This window comes from Alcanivorax sp. HI0044 (genome assembly GCF_001634945.1).
This window is the reverse complement of record NZ_LWEZ01001931.1, coordinates 1-780: the sequence shown is the minus strand read 5'-3', so window position 1 is coordinate 780 and position 780 is coordinate 1. Positions and strand designations below refer to the sequence as shown.

2 protein-coding genes are annotated in these 780 nt (G+C 58.3%); both read right to left on the bottom strand.

Annotated features, from left to right (window positions below; translation table 11 throughout):
• Nucleotides 1-127: 127 nt before the first annotated feature.
• Entirely contained in the window at nt 128-475 is a 348-nt protein-coding gene (locus A3730_RS28665) for a PilZ domain-containing protein (RefSeq protein ID WP_007148593.1), read from the bottom strand.
• A gap of 51 nt (nt 476-526) precedes the next feature.
• The coding region (locus A3730_RS28660; RefSeq protein ID WP_304439547.1) for a DNA polymerase III subunit delta' C-terminal domain-containing protein at nt 527-780 on the bottom strand (254 nt) is incomplete at its 5' end.

The window sequence follows — 780 nt, the reverse complement described above, 5'->3', positions numbered from 1 at the left end:
TTAGCTTCTAGCTTCTAGCTTCTAGCTTCTAGCTTCTAGCTTCTAGCTTCTAGCTTCTAGCGTCCGGCGTCCGGCGTCCGGCGTCCGGCGTCCGGCGTCCGGCGTCCGGCGTCCGGCGTCCGGCGTTCTACATCGTATGCGTCGGTCGATCCGATTCCAGCGAGCCTGCCAGGTGATTTTCGATGGTGACGCGGGCAGTGTCATCCTGGTCAGAGAACTGCACGCCGATCCCGGCACTACGGTTACCTTGAGCGCCTTTGGGCGTGATCCAGATCACCTTGCCCGCCACCGGAATCTTGTCGGCTTCGTCCATGATATTGAGCAGCAGGAAGATTTCTTCTCCCAGCTTGTATTGCTTTTCGGTGGGAATAAACAGGCCGCCATTGGTAATGAAAGGCATGTAGGCCGAGTACAGCACCGCTTTGTCTTTGATGGAAAGCGACAGAATGCCACTACGACCGCCGGGCATTTTCATGAACGAGCCTCTTACGAAATTATTATTAATCTTTGAACAGTCGGTTCAAGGTTAGTGCGCTGCTGCCGCAGCGTCAACGCCCACCAGCACCAGCAACCACTGCTCGTACAGCAATTCCTTGTTGGGGTTGGCCCCGGACAGCAAGGCGCGGCGCCCTTCCAGCACCCGCTGGGCAGCCCGCAACAAACGCGCCGGTGGCACCGCCTTGCTGAGTCGCTCCAGCAGTGGAGCCAGGGATGCGTCGGCGCTCTGCTGGCCGGAGAAGCGCTGATGCAAACAGCGTGACAACCAGCCATAAATCACCC